Consider the following 17782-nt stretch of genomic DNA (forward strand, 5'->3'; position numbering starts at 1 on the left):
CGCGGGATCAGTTGGCTTCGAAGATCACGGCGACGCCCGTGGCGAAGCCCGGCGCGCGCGGCGTTGCGGTGCCGAGCACCATCGCCGCACCGCCCTCGCGCGGCAGCACGGCCGCGTCGCACTGCGCCAGGCGCGCGATCACATCGCGCGGCGCGAAGGCCACCGCGCCGCGGGTGGGCGCGGTCGCGACCACATGGAAATGGCCATCCTGCACCGCCGCCGCGTCGATCGCCGCGGCCAGGGCAGCCGCGCTGCCGGCAGGATCGTCGGTCGCGACCAGCACGCGCCGGATGCGCGTCGCGCCATTGGCGTGCGCCTGCAGGGACGGCACCCACACCGCATCGCGCGTGTGGTGCTGGCAGGCGAAGATGCCGAGGCCACCCACGCGCGCGGCCACCGGCCAGCGGAACACGCTGAAGCGCGCCTCCGCCTCATTGCCATCGGGCAGCGGCACCGGCCGGCTGAAATGCACCGGCCCCACCGCATCGACGCCCCGCGCGCGCAGCGCGTCCGCGCCCACGCCAGCATCCGTCGTGGTGAAGGCCGCGCGATCCAGCCCTTCGCGCGCATCCACGAAATCGCGCAGCGCCTGGTTGTGCGGCGTCGGCGTCACCACGCCGAGCAGTTCGAGGTAATCCTCCCCGAACATCATCGTGTAGTTGGCGCTGCCGATATGCGCGCTGTGCAGCCCGCGCGGCGAAAGCGTGAAGCCCAGCGCCGCCCACTGAGCCGCCGCGGCATCAAGGTCGCGCACGGCAACGACAAGGTGATCGAGCCCGGTCAAGGTCGGCAGCATGCCCGTCTCCCAGTTTGGCAGGGATACTAGGCATTCCCCGTGATGCGCCGCAACACGCGCGGGTTCAATGCAGCTTGACGCGCGGTTCCGTCCGCCGCGTCAGTGTGCGCGCCAGGGATGACAGCGCGGTCTTGACGGTGCCGTGCAGCGCGCGCTCGTGCATCTTGTACAAGGACCGGTACATCAGCCGCGCGAACAGCCCCTCGACCCACATGCTGCGCCCCGCCAGGAAGCCCATCAGGCTGCCCACAGTGGAGTATTCGCCGAGCGACACCAGCGATCCGAAATCCCGGTAGACGAAGGGCTTCAAGGGTTCGCCCGCGAGCCGACGGCGGATCTGCGCGAGCATGTGCGATGCCTGCTGGTGCGCCGCCTGCGCGCGCGGTGGCACCGGGCGATCGCTGCCCGGCATCACGCACCAGGCGCAATCGCCGATCGCGAAGATGTCCGCATCGCGCGTGGTCTGCAGCGTCGGCAGCACGACCAGCTGGTTGCTGCGGCTGGTCTCAAGGCCCGCCAGGTCGCGCAGCACCTCCGGCCCCTTCACCCCGGCGGCCCAGACGACCAGCTGGCTGTCGATGACGCGCCCGTCCTTCAGCTCGACGCCGTGCGCCGTCACGCGGGTGACCGGCACGCCGGTGCTGACCGTGACGCCGAGCCCCTCCAGCAGCCCCTTCGCCGCTTCCGAGATGCGTTCCGGCAGCCCCGGCAGGATGCGCGGCGCCGCTTCCACCAGGGTGATGCGGATGTCCTTCTCGGCATCGATGCGGTCGAGCCCGTAGGCAACCACCGCGCGCGCCGTGTGGTGCAGCTCCGCCGCCAGCTCCGTGCCCGTCGCGCCGGCGCCGATGATCACCACATGCAATTGCCCCGGCTGCACCGGCCCCTCCTGCGCGTGCGCGCGGATGCAGGCATTGACCAGGCGGCGATTGAAGCGCACGGCCTGCTGCGGCGTCTCCAGCGCGATTGCGTGGTCGCGCACGCCGGGCGTGCCGAAGTCGTTCGTCGTGCTGCCGATGGCCACCACCAGCGTGTCGTAGGGCAGCGCGCTGCCCTGCGTGATGGCGCGGCCTTCGTCATCCTGCGTCGGGCCAAGCATCACTGTCTTCGCCGCGCGGTCCAGCCCGACCATCTCCCCGTAGCGGTAGCGGAAATGATGCCAATGCGCCTGCGCCAGGTAGTCGAGCTCGTGCTCGTCCACATCCATGCTGCCGGCCGCGACCTCGTGCAGCAGCGGCTTCCACAGGTGCCCGCGGTCGCGATCGACCAGCGTGACGACCGCCTGGCCGCGCTTGCCCAGGCTGTCGCCCAGCCGCGTCGCGAGTTCGAGCCCGGCCGCGCCGCCACCGACGACGACGATGCGATGCGGCGCTGCGCCGTGGGGGATGTCGGGCATGGCGGGGCTCCTGCTGCGGGCAGCATGCTGGTCCCGCCGCGCCGCCACAAGCGCGGTGTGCGGGCTCCTATCCCAGGAACGACCCGCCATTCACATGGATGGTCTGACCGGTCACGTAGCCGCCCTCCGGCCCCGCCAGCATCCGCACCACCGCGGCGATCTCGTCGATGGTCGCCTTGCGGCGCATCGGGATGCCCTGCTCGCGCCCCAGCCCCTGCGGCATGGCGCCGGCGCTGGCACCGCGGGCGGTGTCGACCGCGCCGGGGGCGACGCAATTCGCGCGGATGCCCTGCGGCGCGAATTCCACCGCGATGGCGCGCATCAGCCCTTCGAGACCCGCCTTCGACGCCGAGACATGCGCGCGGTTCGGCGTGCCCACATGCGTCGAGATCCCCGACAGCGCGACGATCGACCCGCCGCCGCGCGCCACCATCCCCGGCAGCACGGCGCGCGACAGGATGAAGGCGCCATCCAGCGCGACCGACAGGATCTCCCGCCATTCGGCCAGCGACATCTCGAGGAACGGCGTCTGCCGCCGCAGACCGGCATTGCACACCAGGATGTCCACCGGGCCGCTCTGTGCCACCAGCCGCGCCACCGCATCGGGGTCGGACACATCGGCCAGCACCGCCTCGGCGCTGCCGCCGGCGGCGCGGATCTCCGCCGCCACGGCTTCGATCGCGGCGGCGTCGGAGCGGCCATTGACCACCACCTTCGCGCCGTCGCGCGCCAGGCTCAGCGCAATCGCGCGCCCGATATTCTTCCCCGCGCCGGTGACCAGCGCGACCTTGCCTGCAAGCATGTCCAACCCTCGATCCGCTTCAAGCCGCGCCGATACCACGCGCTCCGCCGCGCCCCCAGGGGGTCAGTGGAAGTAGCGGCCGGCGTCGATCACCACGGTCTGGCCGGTCATGGTCTCGGTGCGGCACATGGTGACCACCATCTCGGCGCAATCATCCTTGTCCGCCGCCTTCTTCAGCAGCGATGTCGCGGCGGACCGCTCGACCTGCTCCGGCCGCAGGTTCGCCGTGGCGCGCGTGCCTTCCAGCAGCCCGGGCGCGACGCAGTTCACCAGCGTCGCCGGCGCCAGCGCCACCGCCATGCACTTGGTCAGGTGGATCAGCCCCGCCTTCGACACGGCATAGGCGATCGACGATCCCGTCGGCCCCAGCCCCGCCACCGAGGCGATGTTCACGATCCGCCCGCGTCCCTGCGCCTTCATCACCGGCGCCACCGCCTTGGTCAGGCGCATCGGGCCGGTCAGGTTCACCGCCATGATCTTCTCCCACACCTCCTCGGTCAGGCTGTCGAGGTCCGGGAAGGGGATCGCCTTGTTGTAGGCGGCGTCGTTCACCAGGATATCCAGCCGCCCGAAGCGCGCCGTCACATCCGCCACCAGCTTCGTCACCGCCGCGCCATCGGTGATGTCGCAGCCGAAGGCGGCGGCCTGCACCTGGTGGCGGTCGGCGATCTCGCGCGCCACGCCCTCGGCCTGGTCGCGGCTCTGCGCGTACATCACCGCCAGGTTCACGCCCTCGCGCGCCAGCGCATGGCAGATCCGCTGGCCGAGCCCGCCATTGCCGCCGGTCACCAGCGCGACCGCACCCTTGAGTTCCATGCGCTTCCTCCGCTTGTGCGCGCACAGTGGAGCGCGGAACCGGCCCGGGGCAACCCACCCCTCGACCGCGCGCGCCGCACGGGCTATGCGCCCGCCCATGATCCGCCTTGATTCCATCAGCAAGCAGAACGGCCAGCAATTGCTGTTCATCGAGGCCTCGGCCGCCCTCCAGAGGGGCGAGAAGACCGGCCTGGTCGGCCCCAATGGCGCCGGCAAGACCACGCTGTTCCGCATGATCACCGGCCAGGAACCCCCGGATGAGGGCCTGGTCATCATGGAACGCGGCGTCACGATCGGCTTCTTCAGCCAGGATGTCGGCGAAATGGCCGGCCGCTCCGCGGTGGCCGAGGTGATGGACGGCGCCGGCGATGTCAGCACCGTCGCCGCCGAACTGCGTAGCCTCGAAGCCGCCATGGCCGACCCCGACCAGGCCGACGACCTCGACGCCATCATCGAGCGCTTCGGCGAGGTGCAGGCCCGCTTCGACGACCTCGGCGGCTATGCGCTGGAGGGCCGCGCGCGGGAGGTGCTGGACGGCCTGGGCTTCAGCCAGGAGATGATGGACGGCGATGTCGGCAAACTGTCCGGCGGCTGGAAGATGCGCGTGGCCCTCGCCCGCATCCTGCTGATGCGCCCCGACGTGATGCTGCTCGACGAACCGAGCAACCACCTCGACCTCGAAAGCCTGATCTGGCTCGAACAGTTCCTGGCCGGCTACGAGGGCGCGTTGCTGATGACCTCGCACGACCGCGAATTCATGAACCGCGTCGTCAACCGCATCATCGAGATCGATGGCGGCAGCCTCACCACCTATGCTGGCGACTACGCCTTCTACGAACAGCAGCGCGCACTGATGGAGAAGCAGCAGCAGGCGCAGTTCGAACGCCAGCAGGCGATGCTGGCCAAGGAGATCAAGTTCATCGAGCGCTTCAAGGCGCGCGCCTCCCACGCGGCCCAGGTGCAGTCGCGCGTCAAGAAGCTCGACAAGATCGACCGCGTCGAACCCCCGCGCCGCCGCCAGACCGTGGCCTTCGACTTCCTGCCCGCGCCGCGGTCGGGCGACGACGTGGTGAACCTGCGCCGCGTCCACAAGCGCTACGGCCAACGCGTGATCTATGACGGCTTCGACCTGCTGGTGCGCCGGCGCGAACGCTGCTGTGTGCTCGGCATGAACGGCGCCGGCAAGTCCACGCTGCTTAAGCTGGTGGCCGGTGCGACCACGCCGGATGACGGCACCGTCTCGCTCGGCGCCAGCGTGAAGATGGGCTATTTCGCGCAGCACGCGTTGGAACTCATCGACGGCGACCACACCGTGTTCGAGGCGCTGGAACACGCCTTCCCGCGCGCCGGCCAGGGGTCACTGCGCGCCCTCGCCGGCTGCTTCGGCTTCCCCGGCGACGATGTGGAAAAGCGCTGCCGCGTGCTCTCGGGCGGCGAGAAGGCACGCCTGGTCATGGCGCAGATGCTGTTCGACCCGCCGAACTTCCTGGTGCTCGACGAACCGACCAACCACCTGGACATGGCGACCAAGGAAATGCTGATCGCCGCGCTGGCGCAGTACGAAGGCACCATGCTCTTCGTCTCGCACGACCGGCACTTCCTGGCGGCGCTGTCGAACCGCGTGCTGGAGATCACGCCCGAGGGCGTGCACCAGTATGATGGCGGCTACAGCGAATACGTCGCGCGCACCGGCCACGAGGCCCCGGGCCTACGCAGCTGATCCGTCGCCCGCCGCCACCGCCACCAGCCCGCTGACCACCACCAGCGTTGCCACCGGCCACAGCCACAGCCACCAGCCCAGGCCCAGCATCGCGAAGCCCTGCGCGATCATGCGGCCCCAGCTGCCGGCCTCCGGGTCGCCCAGGCCGACGAAGGCGAGCGCCGCCTCGGCCAGCACCGCGCCGCCGAAGACGATGCCCGCGCCGGCCAGCAGCGGCGCCGCCAGGCAGGGCAGCAGGTGCCGCCGCGCGACCTGCCAGGGCGTCGCGCCCAGCGCCCAGGCCGCGCGCAGGAATTCCCGCGCGAGCAGCGCCTGCGTCTCGGCACGCAGGATGCGCGCGACCATGGGCCAGCGCGTGAACCCCAGCACCAGCGCCAGGTGCCAGCCCGATCCGCCGAACAGCGCTGCGACCAGCACCGCCGCCAGCAGCGCCGGCAGGCTCGACACGATTTCGGCCAGGCGCATCAGCGCCTGGTCCAGCAGCGGCGGGCCGATGCCCGCGGCCAGCCCGGCCGCCAGGCCCAGCAGCAGCGCCAGCACGGTCGCCACCGCGGCCACCAGCAGCGACCCGCGCCCCGCCTGCAGGATCGCCGCCAGCATGTCGCGCCCCAGGTCATCGGTCCCGAGCGGATGCGCGATCGACGGCGGCTGCAGCGCCGCATGCCCCGGCAACGCGCCGGCCGGCCCGAACACCAGGCAGGCCCCGTAGAAAGCCACCAGCACCGCCGCCGCCGCGCCGCGCGCCGTCATCGCGCGCGCAGCCGCGGGTCGGCCAGCCCCGCCGCCAGGTCGGCCGCCAGGTTCGCCATCCACGCGATGGCGCAGGCCACCACCACGGCGCCGATCACCACCGGATGGTCGCGCGCCAGCGCCGCCGTCACCGCCAGGCGGCCGAGCCCCGGCAGCGCAAAGGCCACCTCGATCACCAGCGCCCCGCCCAGCAACGCGCCGACGCGCATGGCAGTCAGGTTGGCCACCGGCAGCAGCGCATTCGGCAAGGCATGGCGCCAGCGCGCGCCACGGCGCGACCGGCCGCGCGCCATGGCGGCGGTGACATAGGGCAGTGCAAGCTGCCCGGCCACGCCGGCCCGCACCAGCAGCGCGACGAAACAAAGCTGGTGCAGCGCCAGCGCCATCACCGGCAGCACCAGGTGGCGGGTCCGCTCCAGCAGCAGCGCGACACCGCCCGCGGCCGGGTCGCGCGCATCCGCGATCCCCTGCACCGGCAGCACGCTCAGCCCCAGTGCGAAGACCAGCACCAGCCCCTGCGCGACGACGTAGCCCGGCACCGCATGCAGCGCGGCGAACAGCGCGACCGGCCAGCGCGCCGCGCGCGCCGCCACGACGGTGCCGCACACGATGCCCACCAGCGCCGCCAGCGCCGCCGCCGAAACGCTCAGCGCCAGCGTCAGCGGCAGCCTTTCGCGGATCAACGCCGCCACCGGCTGCTGCTCGCGCCACGACATGCCGAGGTCGCCGCGCAGCAGGCGCCCCATCCAGGCGAGCCAGGCCTGGTGCCAGGGGCGATCGATGCCGTGGCGCGCGGCGATCTCCTCGACCTGGCCCGGTGCGACGCTGTCGCCGGCGAGCGCGACCACCGGCCCGCCCGGCGCGTTCCAGGCCAGCACGAAGGCCAGGCTGGCTGCCACGAGCACGGCGAGCACGCCGAAGCCCGCGCGCAGCACCAGCGGACCCGCGAGGCGCCACGCCCGGCGCATCATCGGCGCGAACCGCCGCGGCAGCGGGGCGCGGTCCGGGAGATGCCGCGTGCCAGGACGCGGGGATCGACGCCGCCGCCGCGCGCCGCGGCGCACCACCCCGCAGCCACGCCGTTGCCTTTGCCCACGCCATCGCTCCCGCGCGTCCCGGCGATGCCCCGGCGCAGATCCCGACGAGAGTCGTTGCAGCGATCCACGGCTCGCGGAGGCGGGTCTACCGGCTGCGCCAGGCGCGCTCGGCCACCTGCCCCGTCCAGGGTGCGAAATCGGCGAAGCTGTCGCGCCAGGCGGCGGTGAAGTCGGTCTCGACCAGCCACAGATACGGCAGGTCGCGCGCCAGGATCGCCTGTGCCGCGCGATAGGCGTCGCCGCGCGCGGCATCCTCCGGCAACGACGCCGCGCGGTCGAACAGCGCATCGACTTCGGCATTGCGATACCCGGCGGCGTTCGAGAATGGCACCGGCCCGATCGCCGCCGAATGCACCATGCGGCGCACGCCGATCTCGGGATCCGTCCCGTTGCAATAGGAGATCAGCGCCAGGTCGAAGTCGCGCCGCGCGAAGACCGCCTGCGCCAGCGCCGCCGGGTCCAACATGCGCACGCGCAACGCGATGCCGAGGGGGGCGAGCTGCTGGCGCAGCATCTCGGACCAGCGGGCGAAGGCCGGGAAGTGCAGGATGTCGAGGCTCGCGCGCAGCCCGTCAGGCCCGCGCCGCAGTCCCGCCGCATCGAGCCGCCGGTTCGCCTCCGCCGCATCCGGCGCCCAGGCCGCGAGCGCCCCCGCCCGGTGCGCCCAGGCGATGCCCGAGGCGATCGGTGCATCCGCCACGCGGCCCTGCCCGAAGGCGACCTGGTCGACCATCCGCTGCCGGTCGATGCCGAGCGCCAGCGCCTCGCGCAGCGCGATGTTGCCCGGCAGCGCGCGGTCGAGGTTGAAGCCCAGCGTCATCACGCAATTGGACCCGCCGGCGGCGGCGCGCGTCTCGGTCAGTGTCACGCCGCGCCCGCGCAGCCGCGCCGCATCGGGCGGCGCGACACGGGCCAGCATGTCGACCTCGTTCGCCAGCAGCGCGTTCACCTGCGTGTTGGCGTCCGGGATGATGCGGAACACCAGGCGGTCGAGCCGCGGCAGGCCGGGGCGGAAGTAGTCCGGGTTGCGCAGCAGCACCACCTGGTCGTCGCGGCGGTGGCTGTCGAAGCGGAAGGGTCCGGTGCCGACCGGGCGCAGGTTGGCCGGGTTGGTCGCGGGATCGGTGCCGGCGAACAGATGCGCGGGCAGGATCGGCGCCTCCGTGACGTCGAGCTGCCGCAGCAGCGCGGGATGCGGGCGGTGCAGGCGGAAGGTGACGCCGAGCGCGCCATCCGTGTCGATCCCGGCGATGGCGGGCGCGAGCCCGGCGCGGGCGCGCGCATGGAAGCGCAGCAGGATGTGCTCGAAGCCGACCTTCACGTCCTCGGCGGTGAAGAGGTGGCCGTCATGCCAGCGAACGCCGGTGCGCAGGCGGAAGGCAACCGACAGGCCGTCGGGCGCGACGGTCCAGGACTCTGCCAGGTCGGGCTGCGGCATGCCGGCCTCGTCCAGCGCGACCAGGCCGTTGAACAGCGATGCGGCGACGGCGTGCAGCGGGCCTGCGGTGGAGATGGCGGGGTTCAGGTGGCCCGGGTCGCCGGCCACCGCGATCACCGCCGCGCCGCCGCGCGGCTGGGCGGCGGCGGGGGCAGCGAGCAGGGCGACGACCAGCAGGACCGCGAGGCGGCGAGGTGACATGGGGGGGGGCTCCGGCGGATCGTGGCGAGGCTATCGTCGTGTATGACGAATGCCAATGATCTGCATACGCCGTGCCAGGCGCCGCGACGTGGCGTAGAGCAGATCGCCGCGGAGGGCGCCATGCAACGACTGACCATCAGCCTGGATGACGAGACGGCCGAGGGGCTCGATGCCTTCATGGCCGGGCGCGGCTACGCCAACCGGTCCGAGGCGATGCGCGACCTGCTGCGCGGCGCGTTGCGCGATGCCGGCGCGGCGGAGGCGCCGGCGGGCCCCTGCATGGCCGTGGTGTCCTACGTCTACGATCATCACGAGCGCGACCTGGGGCGGCGCCTGATGCGCGTGCAGCATGACCATCACGCGCTGGGCGTCGCGACGCTGCACACGCATCTGGACCACGACAATTGCCTGGAGGTGGTGGTGCTGCGGGGCACGGCGGACAGCGTGCGCGGCTTCGCGCAGGCGCTGGTCAGCGAGCGCGGCGTGCGGCTGGGGGGAATGAACCTGCTGCCGCTGCCGCCGGGCGCGGGCGAAGCGCCCGCGGCGGGGCATGGGCAGGCTGCGCGCAAAGCGGGCACGCGGCGCGGGCGAAAGCACGCCGCATAGCGGCACGGACGGGGACACGGCCCCCCGGCATCCGCGCCCTGGTGTTCCGGCCGCGCCCGCGCCCAGGCACGGCGAAGCGCGCCGCGTCCGGCCGTGCCAGCGCCGCGCGGAACGTCCGGAGACGCGTCCAGAAGTTGGTCGTGACATGACGCGCCATCCGTCGTGGCGCCGCGCCCGGAATGGCGTCACCCCCATCCGATGGCCGTGGCCGGACAGGCCCTCCCGCCCAACGATCGAAGGCTTCGCACCGCCCCCGCCACGTCCGCGCGGCTACCGGTCGATGAGCGTCCGCCAGGCCACGATCCGCGCTGCCGCGTCCTGGCGAGTCCTACGCCGCCACCGGCGCCTGCAGCGCGACGATCGATTCCGTCAGGCGCTCGAGCGACAGCTCGGCCTCGACCGCGCCATTCTGCATGGCCGCCTTCGGCATGCCGTAGATGAGGCAACTCGCCTCGTTCTGGCCCAGCGTCCGGCTGCCCGCCTTGCGCATCTCCAGCAGGCCCTCGGCGCCGTCGCGCCCCATGCCGGTCAGGATGATGCCGAACCCGCTCGCGCCCAGCGTCGCGGCCACGGAGCGGAACAGCACGTCCACCGACGGCCGATGCCCCGATACCGGAGGACCGTCAGTCACGCGGCATTCGTAATGCGCCCCGCTGCGGCGAAGCTCCAGGTGGCGCGCGCCAGGTGCGATATAGGCATGGCCAGGCAGGACACGCCGGCCATCCGTCGCCTCGAGCACGGTGATGGCGCACTGGTCGTTGAGCCTGCGCGCGAAGGCGGTCGTGAAGCCCGGCGGCATGTGCTGGGTGATCAGCAGCGCCGGACTGGTCGGGGGCAGGCGGGTGAGCATCCGCTGCAGCGCCTCGACGCCGCCGGTGGAGGCGCCGATGGCGACGATGCGGCCCGCCGTGGAGAGCGTCGGGTCCGCCACCAGCATCGCCGGGGGCGCCGCCTGCGCGTGGCGCACCCGCGGCCTGGCCAGCGCCGCCGCCCGCACCTTCGCGACGATCTCGGCGCCGAGCGCGGCCATGCCGTCGGCGATCCCGATCAGCGGCTTCGGCACGTAGTCCACGGCGCCGAGCTCCATGGCGCGGATCGCCGCCTCCGCCCCCTTCTGCGTGAGGGTCGAGATGACGAGCACCGGCATCGGCCGCAGCGCCATCACCTTGGACAGGAAGGTGAGCCCGTCCATCCGCGGCATCTCGATGTCGAGCGTCAGCACATCGGGGTTCAGCGCGCGGATCTTCTCGCGGGCCACGATCGGGTCCGGCGCCGTGCCGACCACCGTGATGCCCGGCGCGGCCGACAGCATCTCGGTCAGGATCTGCCGGATGAGCGCTGAATCGTCGACGATGAGAACCCGGATCGACATGGCTGCGCTTCCTTGCGGCTCAGTCAGAAGAACTCGACGGTGCCGGCGACGGCTTCCCGCGGCAGGCGCATCGCATAGGCTGCCTCGCTGGCGATGATCGCCGGCGGGGGCATGGTGATGTCCTGCACGAAGGCACTGCCGCAGGCCGGTCGGTAGAGCAGTCGTCGCGCGACGCGCCCGCGCAGGTCCCGCGCGAGCACGCGCATGCCTTCCTGCGCGAAGTAGCGTTCGGCGTAGTCGGCATTGCGCTGCCCGATGGCGAAGGGGTCCGTCCCGATCGACCCGCCGCCGAAGATCTTGACCTCGAGCCGATGGCGCTCGCCGCCGCGCTTGAGGATGTCGTTCATCAGGCGCTCCATCGCCAGGTTGCCGAACCGCATCGCCGCGGATGCGCCGCTCCAGCGGCCATCGTCGCTGTGCGGAAGCATGAAGTGGTTCATGCCGCCGACCTCGTGGGCCGGATCGCGCACGCAGGCGGACACACAGGAGCCGAGGATGGTCGAGATGACCTCCTGCCGACGGCCCGTGACGTAGTATTCGCCGGGGCCGAGCTTGACCACGCTATGCCCCTGGAACGGCGCCGCGGTCCTGACCGAGGAGGCCGCGGGCATCACGCGATACGCCGGTAGATGGTCTCGCCCATGTGTTGGAACCGCTGGCTCGTGCGGTGCAGCGTCTCGGAATGCCCGACATACAGCGTGCCGTTCGGCTGCAGCATGTCCGCGAACCGGTCGACCAGCGCCCTCTGGGTGTCCTTGTCGAAGTAGATCATCACGTTGCGGCAGAAGATCACGTCGAAGGGGCCCCGCATCGGCCACGGGTCGAGCAGGTTCAGCGGCAGGAACGAGATGACGTCGCGCAGCGCCGGCAGCATCTCGATCGTGCCATCGGTCAGGCGCCGCGTGTGACGCATCCGCAGCGGCGCGGGGACGTCGTCGGCGCGGGCCGCATCGTAACGGCCCTCGGCGCCGCGGCGCACCATGGCGGTATCGATGTCGGTGGCAAGGACCCGCATGTCGAGCGTCGCCGCCTCGCCGAGCGCATCGAGCAGGACCATCGCGATCGAATAGGGTTCCTCGCCCGAGGAGCAGCCAGCGGACCAGATCCGCAACCGCTTCTGGCTGGGCGGAAGGGTGCGCAGCACGACCGACCCCAGGTGGTCGAAGTGATGCTTCTCCCTGAAGAAATGCGTGAGGTTGGTGGTGATCGCGTTGATCATCTCCACGCGCTCGGCCTTGCCCGACGGCCCATCGACCAGGGCAAGGTAGTCGGCGAAGTCCGTCAGGCCATGCGCCCGCAGCCGCCGGCGGAGCCGGCCAACGACCATGTCGCGCTTGCCGGGGCCGAGCACGATGCCGGCCGCGTTGCGCACCGTCTCGCAGATCCGGCGGAACTCCGGCTCGGCGATGGCGAGGTCCGGCAGGCCGGCCTGCATCTGCAAGCCCGACACGGCGCTCAGAACGCCTTCCAGTCGGCTTCCGTGGTGCCTGCCGGAAGGCGCTGATCGGCGGCGCGCTCAAGCGTCCTGGCGGGCGTGGGCGCAGGCGCGGCCGCGCCGGGCGTCGCGCGCGGCGCCGCGGGCGCGCCCGCGGCCGATCCACCCACCAGGACGAAGCCGGCGACCATGTCGTTCAGCGCGACCGTCTGCTCCTCCATGGCCTTCGCCGCGGCCGATGCCTCCTCCACGAGCGCGGCGTTCTGCTGCGTCATCTTGTCCATCTGGGCGACGGTCCCGGCGACCTGCTCGATCCCGCTCGACTGTTCCTGCGAGGCGGCGGAGATCTCCGCCATGATGTCCGTCACGCGCTTCACCGATGAGACGATGTCGTCCATCGTCGCGCCGGCGGTGTCGACCAGGCGGGATCCGACATCGACCTTCTGGACGCTGTCGGAGATCAGCGCCTTGATCTCCTTGGCGGCATTGGCGCTGCGCTGCGCCAGGTTGCGGACCTCGGCCGCGACCACGGCGAAGCCGCGGCCCTGCTCGCCGGCGCGGGCCGCTTCCACGGCGGCATTGAGCGCAAGGATGTTGGTCTGGAAAGCGATCTCGTCGATCACGCCGATGATGTCGCTGATCTTGCGGCTGGCCTCGTTGATCGACTGCATGGTCTGGACAACCTCGCTCACGACCATCCCGCCGCGGGTCGCGGTCTCGGAGGCCGAGACAGCCAGCTTGTTCGCCTGCTGGGCGTTGTCGGCGTTCTGGCGCACCGTCCCCGACAGTTCCTCGATGCTCGCGGATGTCTCCTCCAGCGACGAGGCCTGTTCCTCGGTGCGCTGCGACAGGTCGCTGTTGCCCATCGCGATCTCGCGCGATGCCGTGGAGATCATGCCGCTGGCATCGGCGATGCCGCGGATCACCTCGGCCATGGTGTCGAGCATCCCATTGATGCCCGCGCAGAGGTCGCCGATCTCGCCGGTCTTGCCGTCCAGCGGGATCCGCTGCGACAGGTCGTTGGCGCGCGCCGCGGCGACCACGCTCTCGGTCTCGGCGACGGCGCGCTTGAGCGTCTCGGCCATCGCGATCTGCGCCTCGGCGGCATCCAGCATGCTGTTGATGCCGGCGCAGAGCTGCGCGACCTCGGGCGTCTTGTCGTCCACGCGGATGCGCTGCGAATGGTCGTTCACCTGGGTCGCGGCAACCACGGTGGCGGTCTCGGCGACGGTGCGCGACATCGCCTCCGCCGCGAGGACCTCGGCCGTCACGTCGGTGGCGTACTTCACGACCTTGTAGGGCTTGCCGCTGAGGTCGAAGATCGGGTTGTAGCTGGCCTGGATCCAGATGATCCGGCCATCCTTCGTCACGCGCGGGTAGCGGCTCCGGTCGAATTCACCGCGCGCGAGCCGTTCCCAGAACGCCCGGTACTCCGCGCCCTCGCAGTAGGTCTTGTCGACGAAGGTCGAGTGGTGCCGGCCCACCACCTCCTCCGCGGCATAGCCGAGCGCCGCGAGGAAGTTCGCGTTGGCACGCAGGATCCGTCCATCCAGGCTGAACTCGATGACCGCCTGGGAGCGGTCGATCGCCGCGATCTGCCCTTCGAGATCAGCCGCCGCGATGCGCTGGGCGGTGATGTCGGTGGCGAACTTCACCACGCGCCGCACGCGGCCCTGCCCATCCAGCACCGGGTTGTAGGTGGCCTGCAGCCAGATCTCGCGCCCGCCCTTGGCGATGCGCCGGTACACCCCGGCATCGAAGGTGCCACCGTTGAGCTTCGCCCAGAAGGCGCGATAGGCATCGGAACCGCGATCCGCCGGATCGAGGAACATCGAGTGATGCTGGCCGCGGATCTCGTCGATGCCATAGCCGATGACATCGAGGAAGTTCCGGTTGGCCTCCAGCACGCGCCCGTCCGGCCCGAACTCGATCATCGCCTGCGAGCGGTCGATGGCGGTGGTCCGGCCCGCCTGCAGCACCGCGTCGGTCACGTCGGCGAGGTGCGCCATGATGCAGCGCGGCGCATCGCCTTCCGCCTCGACGCAGGCCAGGGTGACGTCGAACGCCAGGTCCCGGCCGTCGCCGCCGATCACCGCGAGGCGCTCGCGGCCGCTGCCGGCGCGCACGATGCGCGCCATCATCTCGCGCGATGCGCCCGGATCGCTTGCCGCGCCGGCAAGGAGATCGACCAGCGGGCGCCCGCGCAGGCTCTCGGTCCTGGTGCCCAGCAATGCGGCCGCGCCCTGCGTGATGTCGAGGATGACGCCGGACTCGTTCAGCACCATCAGCGGCAGGGCGGATTCGAGGGCGATGAGGCGCGCCTCCATCTGCCGGACCGCGGCACGGCGGTCGCGCTGCGCGCGGCGGTCGAAGAAGCCGGCCGGCGTGGACGGCCTGTCGGTGGGGCTGATGAACATGCTCGTTCTCCGCAGCGATGTCAGGAAATCGGCAGGGACGGGGCGGTGTCGGCCTCGTCGAATGCCAGCAGGGTGTCCAGGCTGACGAGCGAGACCATCCCGCGTTCGAGCGGCACGAGCCCCGACAGCAGGCGCTCGGGTGCCGCGGCGCCGATCTCGGGGACCGGACGGATGCGCCCGGCCTCGACCGTCACGATGTCGGAGACGGCGTCGACCAGCAGGCCGGCCGTGCGCGCGCCGTTCTGGATGATCACGACGACATGCATCGCGCCCGGTTCGGTCGGCCCGAAGCCGAAGCGCGCACGCAGGTCGACGATGGGCACGATCGTGCCGCGCAGGTTGGTGACGCCCCGCATCCATGCCGCCGCATGCGGGATCGCCGTGGGCGGGGTCCAGCCGCGGATCTCGTGCACCGCCATGATGTCGATGCCGAATTCGGCATCGTCCAGCGTGCAGGTGATGTACTGCGCCGAGGCGCCCGCCGCGCCCGCGAGGGGAGCGGGCGCGTCGGCCATGGCCGCGCTTGGATGCTGCATCGCGGGTATCCTCAGTGCAGGTGAAGGTGGGCGCGCGGCGGCGCGGCGGGGATGGCGACGGCGGGCAAGGCGGCGAGGCCCGCGACATCAAGGATCAGCGCGACACGGCCATCGCCGAGGATCGTGGCGCCGCCGATCCCATCGACGCGTCGCCAGTTCGCCTCAAGGCTTTTCACGACGACCTGCTGTTGCCCGACCAGGTCGTCCACCAGGAGCCCGATCTGGCCGGAATGGTCCGTCTCGACGATGACGACGATGCCGCGCGTGTAGTCATTGACGGCCCCCGCCACGCCGAAGCGCGTATGCAGCGGCACGAGCGGGACGTAGCTGCCCCGGATCGCGATGACCTGGCCGTGGCCGACCACGTCGCGGACATCCTCGCGTCGCGGGCGCAGGCTCTCGACGATGGCTGCGATCGGCAGGATGTAGGCGTCGCGCCCCACCGACACGACCAGCCCGTCGAGCACGGCAAGCGTCAGCGGCAGGGTCAGGGTGAAGCGCGACCCATGCCCCAGGCGGGATTCGAGCCGGATCCGCCCGCCGAGCGCCTCGATGTTCCGGCGCACGACATCCATGCCGACGCCGCGGCCCGAGACCGCCGAGACCGTCTCCGCCGTCGAGAAGCCCGGCAGGAAGATCAGTTCGTCGATCTCGCTCTCGCTCAGTGTCGCCTCGGCCGATACCAGGCCGCGTTCGCGCGCGCGGGCCAGCACGCGCGCCCGGTCGATGCCGCGTCCGTCATCGGTGATCTCGATGATGATCCGCCCGCCGCGTTGTTCGGCACTGAGCTGGATGATGCCCTGGCGCGGCTTGCCGAGCGCCTCGCGCGCATCGGGCGGCTCGATCCCATGGTCGAGCGCGTTGCGCAGCAGATGCGTCAGCGGGTCGGCCAGTTGCTCGACCACCGTCTTGTCGATCTCGGTACCCTCGCCCGTGACGACCAGGCGGACATCCTTGCCCAACATCCCCGCCACTTCGCGCACCAGGCGCGGCATGCGGGAGAACACCGTGCGGACCGGCTGGGTGCGGATCGCCATGACGCCGTCCTGCAATTCACGCAGGTGCTGCGACAGGGTTTCGAGGCCACGGGTGAGGCCCGGGCACAGGTCCGGCGGCAGCGTCGCCTCGTGCTGCGCCAGCATCGCCTGGGTGATGACCAGCTCGCCCACGAGGTTCACCAGCCGGTCGATCTTGGCCACGTCGACGCGCACCGACTGCGCCAGCGGCGAAGCATTCGGCGCCGCGGCGATGTCCGGCGGGGCCGGCTCTGCCGTGGGTGTCGCCACGGGGCGCTCCGCCATCGTCGCCGCGGGCTCGGTGGCGTCGTCCAGCGCATCGATGGACAGGTCGCAATCGTCGATGACGAATTCGAACACGTCCTGCACCTGCGCGCGCGCCACGGCGGCGCGCAGCGTCACCGTCCAGGACAGATAGGCTTCCTCGGGGTCGATGCGGTTGATCCCGGGCAGGCGGGACGGGTCGGCCACGACCTCGACCGGCCCCAGCCCCGCGAGTTCGCGCAGGATATGGAGCGGCTCGTTGGCGCTCCTGAACAGCCCGGGATGCGGGCGGAATTCAATCCGCCACCCGTCGGCGATCGCCGCCGCGGCCTGGACCGGGGCCGCCTGCTCCCTGGCGATGTGGTCGATCTTCGCGGCGCTTTCGAGCGCATCGAGGATGCCGGCCTCGACCCCCGGCGTCGCCGCCACGCCGTCGCGCTCCGCCGCTAGGAGATCCGCCAGCATGTCGGTGCCGCGCAACAGCAGCGCGAGCAGGTCCGGCGCGACCGTGATCCGGTCCTCGCGAACCAGGTCAAGCAGCGTCTCCATGACATGCGCGAGCCCGACCGGCCGCGTGAAGCCGAAGGCGCCGCCGCCGCCCTTGATGGAGTGATAGGCGCGAAACAGCGCATGCACGGTATCCTCGCCGGCGCGCCCTTCCGACAGCGCCGCGAGTTCCGCATAGGCGCGTTCGAGAAGCTCCGCGGCTTCCTCGAAATAGGTCGCGCGGAGATGGTCGAGCGTAACCACCTGTCAGCCTGCCACGCGCTTGACGACGTCGATCAGCTTCGCCGGATCGAAGGGCTTCACCAGCCAGCCGGTGGCGCCGGCGCCCTTGCCCTCGGCCTTCTTCGCGGCGTCGCCCTCGGTGGTGAGCATGAGGATCGGCACCGAGCGGTAGCGGGGCTCGGCGCGCAGCTGGCGGATCAGCGTGACGCCGTCCATGTTGGGCATGTTGAGGTCGGTGATGACGACGTCCACCGGCGCCGCCTTCAGCGCCGCGAGTGCCTTCACGCCATCCTCCGCCTCGCTCACCTCGTAGCCGGCCTGGCGCAGGGTGAACGCGACCATTTCGCGCATCGTCCTGCTGTCGTCGACGGTCATTACCCGCTTGGCCATC

General features: G+C 71.5%; 16 protein-coding genes. 2 read left to right on the top strand and 14 right to left on the bottom strand.

The features are described 5' to 3' along the window. Positions 1-7 precede the first annotated feature (7 nt). The 4 genes from LQ222_RS09560 to LQ222_RS09575 form a co-directional block, all read right to left on the bottom strand. The gene (locus LQ222_RS09560) at positions 8-796 is read right to left on the bottom strand and encodes a VOC family protein (protein ID WP_230166050.1); all 789 of its coding nucleotides are present in this window, start codon (positions 794-796) and stop codon (positions 8-10) included. A gap of 64 nt (positions 797-860) precedes the next feature. Then, entirely contained in the window at positions 861-2192 is a 1332-nt protein-coding gene (locus LQ222_RS09565; protein WP_230166051.1) for an NAD(P)/FAD-dependent oxidoreductase, read from the bottom strand. A gap of 67 nt (positions 2193-2259) precedes the next feature. Next, a complete protein-coding gene (locus tag LQ222_RS09570) occupies positions 2260-2994 on the bottom strand; it encodes an SDR family NAD(P)-dependent oxidoreductase (protein WP_230166176.1) in 735 nt (244 codons plus the stop codon). A gap of 63 nt (positions 2995-3057) precedes the next feature. After that, a complete protein-coding gene (locus LQ222_RS09575) occupies positions 3058-3810 on the bottom strand; it encodes an SDR family NAD(P)-dependent oxidoreductase (RefSeq protein ID WP_230166052.1) in 753 nt (250 codons plus the stop codon). A 97-nt stretch (positions 3811-3907) separates the two neighbouring features. Between LQ222_RS09575 and abc-f the strand changes: the two genes are divergently transcribed. After that, a complete protein-coding gene (gene abc-f, locus LQ222_RS09580; protein ID WP_230166053.1) occupies positions 3908-5530 on the top strand; it encodes a ribosomal protection-like ABC-F family protein in 1623 nt (540 codons plus the stop codon). Here abc-f and LQ222_RS09585 read toward each other — a convergent pair. The 3 genes from LQ222_RS09585 to LQ222_RS09595 form a co-directional block, all read right to left on the bottom strand. Continuing rightward, positions 5519-6280 carry an ABC transporter permease gene (locus LQ222_RS09585; RefSeq protein ID WP_230166054.1) on the bottom strand — a complete coding sequence of 254 codons (762 nt, stop codon included), beginning with the start codon at positions 6278-6280 and terminating at the stop codon, positions 5519-5521. The genes abc-f and LQ222_RS09585 overlap by 12 nt on opposite strands. Next, positions 6277-7251 (bottom strand): ABC transporter permease, encoded by a 975-nt coding sequence (locus tag LQ222_RS09590; protein ID WP_230166055.1) that lies wholly within the window; start codon positions 7249-7251, stop codon positions 6277-6279. Before LQ222_RS09590 ends, LQ222_RS09585 begins: the two co-directional genes overlap by 4 nt. A 211-nt stretch (positions 7252-7462) precedes the next feature. Then, positions 7463-9016, bottom strand: coding sequence for an ABC transporter substrate-binding protein (locus tag LQ222_RS09595; protein ID WP_230166056.1), 1554 nt, complete (start codon positions 9014-9016; stop codon positions 7463-7465). 120 nt (positions 9017-9136) lie between these two features. Here LQ222_RS09595 and nikR point away from each other — a divergent pair, with 120 nt between their 5' ends. Continuing rightward, positions 9137-9622, top strand: a complete 486-nt coding sequence (nikR, locus tag LQ222_RS09600) for a nickel-responsive transcriptional regulator NikR (RefSeq protein WP_230166057.1) — start codon at positions 9137-9139, stop codon at positions 9620-9622. A 328-nt stretch (positions 9623-9950) separates the two neighbouring features. On the opposite strand, the gene LQ222_RS09605 is transcribed toward nikR, so the two are convergent. The 7 genes from LQ222_RS09605 to LQ222_RS09640 are packed head-to-tail and all read right to left on the bottom strand — an operon-like array spanning position 9951 to position 17781. Continuing rightward, on the bottom strand, positions 9951-10994 hold the full coding sequence (locus tag LQ222_RS09605; RefSeq protein ID WP_230166058.1) for a chemotaxis response regulator protein-glutamate methylesterase: 1044 nt from the start codon (positions 10992-10994) through the stop codon (positions 9951-9953). Between the two features lie 23 nt (positions 10995-11017). After that, positions 11018-11605, bottom strand: a complete 588-nt coding sequence (locus tag LQ222_RS09610; RefSeq protein WP_230166059.1) for a hypothetical protein — start codon at positions 11603-11605, stop codon at positions 11018-11020. Beyond that, entirely contained in the window at positions 11605-12444 is an 840-nt protein-coding gene (locus LQ222_RS09615) for a protein-glutamate O-methyltransferase CheR (RefSeq protein ID WP_230166060.1), read from the bottom strand. The genes LQ222_RS09610 and LQ222_RS09615 overlap by 1 nt, the downstream gene beginning before the upstream one ends. A 5-nt stretch (positions 12445-12449) precedes the next feature. Continuing rightward, positions 12450-14846: a methyl-accepting chemotaxis protein gene (locus tag LQ222_RS26280; RefSeq protein ID WP_305800010.1), complete on the bottom strand. Its 2397-nt coding sequence runs from the start codon at positions 14844-14846 to the stop codon at positions 12450-12452. Between the two features lie 20 nt (positions 14847-14866). Beyond that, positions 14867-15382, bottom strand: coding sequence for a chemotaxis protein CheW (locus LQ222_RS09630; RefSeq protein WP_230166062.1), 516 nt, complete (start codon positions 15380-15382; stop codon positions 14867-14869). Between the two features lie 11 nt (positions 15383-15393). After that, entirely contained in the window at positions 15394-17412 is a 2019-nt protein-coding gene (locus tag LQ222_RS09635) for a chemotaxis protein CheA (protein ID WP_230166063.1), read from the bottom strand. 3 nt (positions 17413-17415) lie between these two features. Continuing rightward, complete coding sequence (locus tag LQ222_RS09640; protein WP_230166064.1) at positions 17416-17781, bottom strand: response regulator; 366 nt, start codon at positions 17779-17781, stop codon at positions 17416-17418. Between the last annotated feature and the right edge of the window lies 1 nt (position 17782).

The sequence above is a fragment of the Roseomonas sp. CECT 9278 genome, from assembly GCF_918698155.1.
Lineage (GTDB): Bacteria > Pseudomonadota > Alphaproteobacteria > Acetobacterales > Acetobacteraceae > Neoroseomonas.

What these genes read in the sequence shown, in the direction of transcription:
- LQ222_RS09560 (WP_230166050.1), bottom strand. Translation starts at nt 796, where the DNA reads ATGCTGCCGACCTTGACCGGGCTCGATCACCTTGTCGTTGCCGTGCGC.
- LQ222_RS09565 (WP_230166051.1), bottom strand. Translation starts at nt 2,192, where the DNA reads ATGCCCGACATCCCCCACGGCGCAGCGCCGCATCGCATCGTCGTCGTC.
- LQ222_RS09570 (WP_230166176.1), bottom strand. Translation starts at nt 2,994, where the DNA reads ATGCTTGCAGGCAAGGTCGCGCTGGTCACCGGCGCGGGGAAGAATATC.
- LQ222_RS09575 (WP_230166052.1), bottom strand. Translation starts at nt 3,810, where the DNA reads ATGGAACTCAAGGGTGCGGTCGCGCTGGTGACCGGCGGCAATGGCGGG.
- abc-f (WP_230166053.1), top strand. Translation starts at nt 3,908, where the DNA reads ATGATCCGCCTTGATTCCATCAGCAAGCAGAACGGCCAGCAATTGCTG.
- LQ222_RS09585 (WP_230166054.1), bottom strand. Translation starts at nt 6,280, where the DNA reads ATGACGGCGCGCGGCGCGGCGGCGGCGGTGCTGGTGGCTTTCTACGGG.
- LQ222_RS09590 (WP_230166055.1), bottom strand. Translation starts at nt 7,251, where the DNA reads ATGATGCGCCGGGCGTGGCGCCTCGCGGGTCCGCTGGTGCTGCGCGCG.
- LQ222_RS09595 (WP_230166056.1), bottom strand. Translation starts at nt 9,016, where the DNA reads ATGTCACCTCGCCGCCTCGCGGTCCTGCTGGTCGTCGCCCTGCTCGCT.
- nikR (WP_230166057.1), top strand. Translation starts at nt 9,137, where the DNA reads ATGCAACGACTGACCATCAGCCTGGATGACGAGACGGCCGAGGGGCTC.
- LQ222_RS09605 (WP_230166058.1), bottom strand. Translation starts at nt 10,994, where the DNA reads ATGTCGATCCGGGTTCTCATCGTCGACGATTCAGCGCTCATCCGGCAG.
- LQ222_RS09610 (WP_230166059.1), bottom strand. Translation starts at nt 11,605, where the DNA reads ATGCCCGCGGCCTCCTCGGTCAGGACCGCGGCGCCGTTCCAGGGGCAT.
- LQ222_RS26280 (WP_305800010.1), bottom strand. Translation starts at nt 14,846, where the DNA reads ATGTTCATCAGCCCCACCGACAGGCCGTCCACGCCGGCCGGCTTCTTC.
- LQ222_RS09630 (WP_230166062.1), bottom strand. Translation starts at nt 15,382, where the DNA reads ATGCAGCATCCAAGCGCGGCCATGGCCGACGCGCCCGCTCCCCTCGCG.
- LQ222_RS09640 (WP_230166064.1), bottom strand. Translation starts at nt 17,781, where the DNA reads ATGGCCAAGCGGGTAATGACCGTCGACGACAGCAGGACGATGCGCGAA.